The sequence below is a fragment of the Chloroflexota bacterium genome, from assembly GCA_023475225.1.
Classification (GTDB): Bacteria; Chloroflexota; UBA6077; order FW602-bin22; family JAMCVK01; genus JAMCVK01.
Genome location: JAMCVK010000027.1, coordinates 41,668 through 50,491, shown reverse-complemented (window position 1 = coordinate 50,491; position 8,824 = coordinate 41,668). Strand labels below are relative to the sequence as shown.

The 8,824-nt window shown below is 56.2% G+C and carries 7 protein-coding genes; all 7 read left to right on the top strand.

What is annotated here, in order from left to right; translation table 11 throughout:
* Positions 1-494: 494 nt before the first annotated feature.
* The 7 genes from hutP to M1136_06415 all read left to right on the top strand — a co-directional run bounded on the left by hutP (position 495) and on the right by M1136_06415 (position 8,823).
* Positions 495-932 carry a hut operon transcriptional regulator HutP gene (hutP, locus tag M1136_06445; protein MCL5075270.1) on the top strand — a complete coding sequence of 146 codons (438 nt, stop codon included), beginning with the start codon at positions 495-497 and terminating at the stop codon, positions 930-932.
* 224 nt (positions 933-1,156) lie between these two features.
* Complete coding sequence (hutH, locus tag M1136_06440; protein MCL5075269.1) at positions 1,157-2,734, top strand: histidine ammonia-lyase; 1,578 nt, start codon at positions 1,157-1,159, stop codon at positions 2,732-2,734.
* Between the two features lie 291 nt (positions 2,735-3,025).
* Positions 3,026-4,681: an FAD-dependent oxidoreductase gene (locus tag M1136_06435; GenBank protein MCL5075268.1), complete on the top strand. Its 1,656-nt coding sequence runs from the start codon at positions 3,026-3,028 to the stop codon at positions 4,679-4,681.
* 1 nt (position 4,682) lies between these two features.
* Entirely contained in the window at positions 4,683-4,892 is a 210-nt protein-coding gene (locus M1136_06430) for a ferredoxin family protein (GenBank protein ID MCL5075267.1), read from the top strand.
* A 20-nt stretch (positions 4,893-4,912) separates the two neighbouring features.
* Complete coding sequence (locus M1136_06425) at positions 4,913-6,055, top strand: alanine--glyoxylate aminotransferase family protein (protein MCL5075266.1); 1,143 nt, start codon at positions 4,913-4,915, stop codon at positions 6,053-6,055.
* Positions 6,056-6,100: 45 nt separating this feature from the next.
* Positions 6,101-7,816 (top strand): peptide ABC transporter substrate-binding protein, encoded by a 1,716-nt coding sequence (locus M1136_06420; protein MCL5075265.1) that lies wholly within the window; start codon positions 6,101-6,103, stop codon positions 7,814-7,816.
* 86 nt (positions 7,817-7,902) lie between these two features.
* Complete coding sequence (locus M1136_06415; GenBank protein ID MCL5075264.1) at positions 7,903-8,823, top strand: ABC transporter permease; 921 nt, start codon at positions 7,903-7,905, stop codon at positions 8,821-8,823.
* Position 8,824 lies beyond the last annotated feature (1 nt).

Here is an 8,824-nt window from a genome sequence, read left to right as displayed (position 1 = left end):
CCAACTTATTCATCAATTCAACCCTGAGATGAGCCTTGCTAATCAAACTCACAAACCACCAACTCACAAGCAACGTAAGGAGGCTGCCTAGTGATAAAACATCAATTAAATCTGCCCACTCCTGAGGGCTGCGCCCCCCTCCTTGACCTCCCCCTTGCTCCAGCGGGAGAGGGGGAATAAAGACGTAGCGCGAGGGCTTGTCCCCCGCTTGGGGGAGATGCCCTTATCCCCCACCCCCCTTACTCCAGCGGGAGAAGGGGAAAGAGAGGCTGTGTCCCCAGGCCATCCCAGTCCTTCGAAGAAGGACGCCCCCTTGGAACCCCCGTTGTTCGATACCCTGGCACAGCAGTGATTTGACATGCTGTTCGGGCTGTGTTATATTAAGGGTGGTTCCAGTCATGGTTGGGGTGATGTTCTTGAACGAGTGGCCATTACCTAATGCCGCAGATGTAGCGGCGGTTGCCTCACCCGAGGCGAAGACGGGTCTGCTTACTATGGACCGCATCGGTAAGGCGGCTATTATGGTCACTATGGCCATTGGAACAGACCTGGAACAGCCCCTGACTGAGGCGGCCAGGGAGAGCGGGTTCCTCGTCTGCAAGGGACAAATAGGGTCGATGGATACGCAGAAGATTGTGGCCGCCATAGAGACTGCGGCCAGGCGTGAAGGTATCGTCCATGGCGTCTATGGCGATGAGCATGCGCTCTACCATGTGATTCTGGAAGCTCTCCATGGGGTCTATCGGGGGCCCTTCGCCCTGGGCAACCTGCTCCGCACGGTCGGCTTATCTTTCGCCATCCTGCGAGGACCTAGAACCAGGGGCGACGCCAACGATCGTGAGTGGATTGCCCTCTGCCTCTATGGCAGCATTGGGGCACCAGTTAAGGGCTGGGAACACGAGGTAATCGGTCTGGGTATCAACCACTTCTGAACTGGCAGGAGGAACCTCTCGCCTGTGACAGCATAGCGGAAAGACGGTAGCCAACCCCATCCTGGCCAGTGGGTCAAGGCGCAAATTGCAATTTGACGCCGCCCAAAGTCGAAAGTCGCAAGGGGGCAGCGTCCAAGCCATTGGGCTTGAGACCTGCCCTTTTTCTGTTTAGAGGAGATCAGGTGAAGAAGACCATCGGGAAGCCCGATAAGAGGAGAATCGAGATGGCTGGCAGCAGTGAGGCAGCCCCCGGCCGAACCGCGCAGAAGGTCGGCTTCGAGCCAGAAATAGTGCTGGATGGACAATCCCTAACCATCAAGGATGTTATCGCTGTTGCCCGCTATGACAAGAAGGTGGCTCTATCTTCAGATGCCCGGCGAGGCGTGCTAGAGTCCTATGAGATGGTTCAAAGGCTGGTAGAACAACAATCCACCGTATACGGCGTTACCACCGGCTTCGGTCATCTGTGTAATGTTCCCATCTCAGCCAAGGATGCCCGTACACTACAAAGAAACCTTATCTTGAGTCACTCCGCTGGTGTTGGACCGGCCCTCGAGGAGGTGGTGGTGAGGGCTATCATGCTGCTGCGCGCTAATGCCCTAGCTAAGGGGCACTCAGGCGTCAGCCCTGAGGTCATTTCGACCCTGATAGCGATGTTGAATGCGGGGGTTCATCCTCTTATTCCGGCGAAGGGGTCGGTCGGGGCAAGTGGCGACTTGGCTCCATTGTCCCATATGGTTCTGGTGATGCTGGGCGAGGGCGAAGCCATCTATCGAGGACAACACTTGAAGGGGCGTGAGGCCTTGGAGAGGTGCGGCATCGCCCCCGTGCAACTGGGCCCAAAAGAGGGGCTAGCCTTGATCAATGGGACGCAGGTGATGACCGCTCTGGGCATACTGACCGCACACGATGGGGAATATTTGCTTAAAACAGCCGACATCGCCGCAGCTATGACCAGTGAAGCCCTTAGAGCGGATCCTATCGCTTTCGACAGTAGAATTCACTCCCTTCGCCCCCACCAGGGTCAGGCACAGTGTGCCTTCAACCTGCGCTCACTACTAGAGGATAGCGATCTCTACAGGATGCCCAACACAAATAGGGTCCAAGATCCCTACAGTTTGCGCTGCATCCCTCAGGTGCATGGGGCATCCAGAGAAGCTATCGCCTTCGTCAAAGGTATTCTAACCACGGAGATGAATTCGGCGACAGATAACCCCCTCCTTTTTCCGAGCGACGGCCTGGTCATATCCGGGGGGAACTTCCATGGTGAGCCAGTGGCCATGGCCCTGGATCTTTTGGGTATCGCTCTCGCTGAGATCGCCAGCATATCGGAGCGAAGGCTTGACAAACTACTGAATCCCGTCTTTAATGAATTACCAACCTTCCTGACACGAAACAGCGGACTCAATTCGGGGCTGATGCTCACCCAATATACAGCAGCAGCGCTCGTCTCTGAGAATAAGATACTGGCTTCCCCGGCCAGCGTCGATTCCATTCCCACCTCGGCCGGACAGGAAGATCACGTGAGCATGGGGACAATCGCCGCACGCAAAGGGTGGGATATACTCACCAACACGCAGTATGTGGTAGCCATCGAGCTGCTGGCCGCGGCGCAGGCCTTGGACCTTCGTCAGCCAGGCCATCTTGGACGGGGAGTGGCGGTAGCCTACGACCTTATCCGGAGCAAGGTGGCTCCATTGACGGAGGATCGTATCCTCGCCCCTGATATCGAGCAGATCTTCAACCTGGTACGCTCGGGGGAGCTGGTGGAGAGGGCGGCGGAGGTGGTCACTCTGATTTAGCCGGTATTGCGGGTCCAGTAGCAACACTTTACAGCCTCCCGCTGGAGCGCTGGGGGGTAGTCCAGAAGGGGGTTGCCCTCTTCTGGGAGTCCTTCGAAGAAGGATAGGGCTCCGCCCTAGCCCTCAATCACCTCTCAGACGGGGGTAGTCCAGAAGGGGGTCATCCCCTTCTGGGAGGGTTCTAGGGCTCCGCCCTAGCCTCGATCCCCCCTCTCCCGGACGGGAAGGACGGGAGAGGGGGTCAGGGGGTGAGGGTATCCCATAAATAATCATTTCGAGGAGATCGCCAAGATGAGATTCGAAGAACGATCCCTACAAACAGATGTATTGGTGTTAGGTGGTGGACTGGCTGGCTGTATGGCGGCGATAAAGGCCAGCGAATACCCTCTGGATGTGACCTTAGTGGAAAAGTGTAAGCCGGAAAGGAGTGGCTGCGCCGCTACGGGACTGGATCACTTCTGGACGTTACCCCCTGACAGGGGTGTGACGGCCGAGCAGCTCATCCGGCAATACGCTGAAAATGTGGAATATCTGGTGGATCAAGAGGTTCTCCACACCATCGTTACGGAAAGCTTCGAGAGAGTTAAGGACCTCGAAACCTGGGGGGTCAACATGCGCGCCGCTAACGGTGAATATCGCTGGGTTGGTGAACCTTTCATTCATCCCTTCGACCTGAGCATTCATTTTGCTGGGCACAACATCAAACGCGTATTGGCCGAGGAGGCCCGCAAACGCAAGGTCAGGGTTCTGGAACGGAGTATGGCCACCCGTCTGCTTACGGACAAGGGGAGGGTCATCGGTGCCCTCGTGTTTAACCATCGCCAGAACTGCTTCACTGTGATCCAGTCCAAAGCAGTAGTCATTACTACAGGTGGTGCAACCCGAATCTATCACACCCCCTCGGGACGTCCCTTCAGCACCTTCGCCGCGCCATCTGATACGGGCGATGGTTTTGCCATGGCCTTCCATGCCGGAGCCGAGCTGACTTGTATGGAATTTTCCGAGGGCACGGCAGCGCCTAAGTCTTTCAGACCAGGGACCATTGGCAATTTCACTTATGTTGGCGGTAAGTTAGTCAACGTCAAGGGAGAGCCCTTTGCCAAAACCCATCTCCGCTTCAAATTTGCGGCCAACTTCCTCCGCGAAATCGAGGAAGGAAACGGCCCTCTCTTCGTCGATACATCGGGCATCGCCGACGAAAATTGGAAATGGGTAGAGATGGGTCTGGGCAGCGAGGTCCCTATGTTCCTGGAGTACCTGAAGCAATCCGGCCTGTTTCGTAAGGCGACCAGGCTAGCCGTGGGAATCACTGAGTATGACCTCCGCGACGGGCGCAGTGGGCTGATCATCGATCGCTATGGCCGGGCCTCTCTGCCTGGACTCTACGCTGCCGGGGATGCTATGGGCGGTGTCGCCGAGGCTGGGATGCCGGGAGCTATCACAATGGGATGGAAGGCTGGGGAAGGTGCTGCTACCTACGCCAGCAATGTGGCCCATGGTCAGATCGACCCCCAGCAGGTCTCTGCCGAACGACGACGGCTGGAGACACCCCTTCAGCGCCAGGAGGGGCTAAGATGGACAGAGGTGCAGGGGCTACTGCAACAGATTATGTCTGAACAGGTGGAGAGACCGCGCACAGAGAGCGGCTTGCGCTACGCCCTTCGAAAGGTGGAGGAACTCACCGAGGTCGCCAATCACAGATTGATCGCCAGGGACAGCCATGAGGCCTACCGCACTGCTGAGGTGCAAAGCCTTTTGGATGTGGCCCGCATGTGCATCGTCGCCTCTCTGGAAAGGAAGGAGAGCAGACACCTTCCCTACTTTGAGCGCAGGGAATACCCCGCGCGGAACGATGAGAACTGGCTCAAGTTTGTGGTCCTGCAAAAGGATGGGGAAGGAATCAGGGTCACGCAAAGACCCATTCCAATAATTTATGGGAGGTCCTGACATGCCACCAAAGGTAAACCCAGAGCTGTGTACCGGCTGTGGAATTTGTATTGAGTATTGCCCTGAGGATGTGCTCAGGCTGGAAGATGGAGAAGTAGTACTCAAGTATCCAGAGGAGTGCTGGCAGTGCGGGGTATGTAAGCTGGAGTGTCCGGAGGAGGCCATAGAGATGGTCTTCCCTCTTGAGAGTACGCTCCTTGTAGCCGAGTGAGCGAATAAAGGGAGACGCCAATGAGAAGTGTTCCTTTGCTTATGATCCCGGGCCCTACCCCAGTGGATGCCCGGATCTTGCGCGCCCTGAGCCAGGATACCCTCTCCTTCACCAGCAAGGAGTTCGCCCAGATACTTCTTGACACTATCGCTGACTTGAAAGCGGTCATGCAGACACGGGGCGCGGTGATCATTATGGCTGGCTCAGGGACGCTTGGGCTGGAGTCGGCCATAGTTAATACCTTGCAGGTTGGGGATAGGGTGCTGGCTCTGAACCATGGAAAATGGGGGGAGCGCTTCGCTAAGATAGCGCAACGGTATGGAGCAGAGGTGAGGGAGCTGCTGACTGAGCCTGGGGAGATCGTACCGCTGAGCACAGTAGAGAGCGAATTGAAACAACAGCGCTACAAGGCTGTGTTAGTGACCCACGTGGAGACCTCCACCGGTGTGCGTGCGCCTGTAGCCGAAATCGCCCGCCTGGCGCGTCGGTATGATGCCCTATGCCTCGTGGACGGTGTATCAAGCACTGGGGCCGTGCGCGAACCGATGGATGATTGGGGCATCGATGTCCTGGTCACCGCCTCCCAGAAGGCGCTGGGCTGTCCACCCGGACTGGCGATGGTAGGCATTGGTCCCAAGTCCTTACAGATACGTCGTGAGAGGGAGAGCATCCCGAATTACTACGGTGACTGGCTGGAATTTCTCCGCGTTCTTCAGAACCCGACCGCGGAGACCCACGTGACCCATCCCGTTAATATGATTTATGCTTTACGTGAAGGGCTGCGCTTTATCCTGGGCGATGGCTTAGAGAAACGCATCGCCCAGCATGAGCGTTGGGCCAGGGCGGTGCGAGCGGCCCTGCGGGCCCTGGGTTTTCAGCTCCTGGCCAGAGAGGAGATAGCAGCCAGCACGGTGACCGTAGCCCTTTACCCCACAGGGGTCCTCGATGTTCCTTTTCGAGCCGGCGTCGAGCAGCGTGGCGTGGTGGTAGCACCGTGTAGTGGTGTGCTATCTGGCAAAGGGGTCCGCCTCGGCCACATGGGGAACGTCACCGATCTGGATATCATTGGCGGTATTAGCGTTTTAGAGCAAGTGCTCCTGGAGATGGGGCGCTCAGACATCTTGGGAAAGGGGGTGGCCGCTGCCGAGACTGCGTTACAATAGTCTGTGGTGACCGTCGACTAGTTTTAAATTTGGAGGTGTGTAAAAATGCTATCACCGACTAATCGCAGGTTCAACTGGATGGGGGTACTGGTCATCGTATCGCTCATTGCTGTACTGGTCGGTAGCTGCGCTGCACCGCCACAGCCGACGCCTGAGCCGACTAAAGCGGTTATTGCAGCAACCCCGACAGCAGCACCATCGCCGACTAAGCCACCAGCACCTACGCCCACGCCGGCTCCCAAACAGGTGTTGATCTTCCCCAACATTGGCATCACGGAGCCACCGACTACTGATCCAGCTCTGGCTGGAGACGGCAATTCTGTAGAGGTGGTGAGCCTGGTCTACAGTGGACTGGTGAAGCAAGATAAGGACCTCAGACCAGTACCAGATGCGGCCACTAAATGGGAGGTGTCCAAGGACGGCTTGGTCTACACCTTCTACCTGCGCAATGACATTAAGTTCTCCGATGGAACGCCGTGTACAGCCGAGGACTTCGCCTATTCCATTAACCGAACCCTGAACCCGGCTACGAAATCCCGCCAGGCCAAGGCCTACCTCGGCATAATCGCTGGAGCGACTGATGTGCTGGAAGGGAAGGCGGCCACGGCCAGTGGAGTGAAGGTGCTGGACCCACTTAAGCTTCAAATCACCTTGACGAAGCCGATCAGCTTCTTCCTGGATACCTTTTACTTCACCACCTCAGCGGCCGTCAAACGCGCTGCTGTCGAGGCCAATAAGGGCGATTTCACGAAGGTGGAGACCAACATCGGCACCGGACCATTTATGATCAAGAGCTGGGTGCACGGCGCGGAGATGGTTCTGGTTCCTAATCCTTACTGGTATGGTGGCAAGCTGCAACTGGCCGAATACCGCATGCCCTTCGTTAAGGACGCAGCCACGGCCTATAAAATGTATTTGACAGACGAGGCCCATCTCACGACGGTACCCTCCGATAACATTGCTGAGGCGGAGAAACAGCCTGACTTCGTCCGGGCGCCACGTCTGCGAGTGGCGACCTTAGTGCTCAACTTGAAACATCCTCCGCTTGATAACCCTAAGGTACGCCAGGCCCTGGCTCACGCCCTGGATCGGGCCACCATCGATAACGTAGTGCTCCGAGGACAGCTGGCCCCCATTAAGGGCATCATCCCGCCCGGCATGATGGGTTATAACCCTAACATCAAGGGTTACAACTACGATCTGAATAAGGCCAAACAGTTGCTGGCTGAGGCTGGCTACCCCGGAGGCAAAGGACTGCCCCCACTGACCCTATCCTATCCAACCGGTGGGCCGGATCCAGAAACGACCAGAACGGTGACGGCTATGCAGCAGATGTGGAAAGAGGTCGGTATCGAGGTGAAGCTCAATGGTATGGAATTCGGTGCCTTCCTCAAGGCGCGTAATGACCATACCCTTCCCTTCATCTATACCGGTTGGGGAGCCGACTGGCCTCATCCACAGAACTATCTCAGCCTGCTCCTGCATTCCGGATTGCCGACCAACTGGTGTGAATACAGCAACCCGAAATATGACCAGCTGGTTGATCAGGCTGACGTCACCTTTGCCGATGAGAAAAAGCAGCTGGCTCTCTACGCTGAGGCTGAGCAGATGGCCATTAGCGATGTAGCTTGGATTCCCATCGGCTCACACGTGCGCATGTACAGGCTGAAACCCTACGTGCATGGCTTCGTACCATACCCCTCTTGGATGCTTGGCGTTATGGCCCCAGATTGGACCAAAGTGTATCTATCTGCTCATTGATCTTTGCGCCAGATAATGGGATGGCAGGCCAATATCCTTTGGCCTGCCATCCCTAAGCCAGCCGAACAGGTGGTGTAGATGAGAGGATGATTCAATTTATCATTAAGCGACTATTCTCGACGGTCTTCATCCTCTGGGGAGTGGTCACCATCATCTTTCTTCTTTCTCATCTTGTACCCGTGGACCCGGTCACGATGATGCTGGGGGAACGGTATGACCAGGCCGTCTACGAACAGCTACGTCATAGCTATGGCTTTGACCAGCCGCTCTGGCAACAGTACATCAATTACATGTGGCAACTGCTCCATGGTGACTTTGGCAAATCGTATCACTACATTGAGAGGCCAGTAGCGGACATCCTTCGATCTGGGGTACCCATATCCCTACAGCTAGGTGGTCTAGCCATACTTCTGGAACTGATCATTGGCATCCCGAGTGGGGTGCTATCGGCCATCAAGCAAAATACCTGGATTGATCGGATGAACATGGGTGTAATGATGATACTTTACTCGGTGCCCAATTTCGTCCTCATTCCGATCTGCATGCTGGTCTTTGGCGTGCAGTTACGCTGGTTGCCGGTAGCTGGTTGGGGCAGTGCCCCACACATGGTTATGCCAGTTGCAGTTTACACGGCCTTAGGCACGGCCTTCTATGCCCGCCTTACCCGTAGTACCATGCTCGAGGTCATGCGCGAGGACTACATTCGTACGGCTCGTTCTAAGGGGCTACCAGAGCGAATGGTCATCTACGGCCATGCCCTGCGCAACGCCTTGATTCCGCTGGTCTCGGCCCTCAGTCCCTCTTTGGCTTTCATCGTCACCGGTGCTTTCATCATCGAGTCGATGTTCAATATTCCTGGGATCGGCTATATAGCCATACAGGCTTCGCAGATGAATGACTATCCTGTGGTAGCGGCACTAACACTCATTCTGGCTGTGGCTGTGGCCTTGATGAATATGATTGCTGACATCCTGTACACCGTTATTGATCCTCGCATCCGGTTGTAGG

What these genes read in the sequence shown, in the direction of transcription:
- M1136_06435 (MCL5075268.1), top strand. Translation starts at nt 3,026, where the DNA reads ATGAGATTCGAAGAACGATCCCTACAAACAGATGTATTGGTGTTAGGT.
- M1136_06430 (MCL5075267.1), top strand. Translation starts at nt 4,683, where the DNA reads ATGCCACCAAAGGTAAACCCAGAGCTGTGTACCGGCTGTGGAATTTGT.
- M1136_06415 (MCL5075264.1), top strand. Translation starts at nt 7,903, where the DNA reads ATGATTCAATTTATCATTAAGCGACTATTCTCGACGGTCTTCATCCTC.
- M1136_06425 (MCL5075266.1), top strand. Translation starts at nt 4,913, where the DNA reads ATGAGAAGTGTTCCTTTGCTTATGATCCCGGGCCCTACCCCAGTGGAT.
- M1136_06420 (MCL5075265.1), top strand. Translation starts at nt 6,101, where the DNA reads ATGCTATCACCGACTAATCGCAGGTTCAACTGGATGGGGGTACTGGTC.
- hutH (MCL5075269.1), top strand. Translation starts at nt 1,157, where the DNA reads ATGGCTGGCAGCAGTGAGGCAGCCCCCGGCCGAACCGCGCAGAAGGTC.
- hutP (MCL5075270.1), top strand. Translation starts at nt 495, where the DNA reads ATGGACCGCATCGGTAAGGCGGCTATTATGGTCACTATGGCCATTGGA.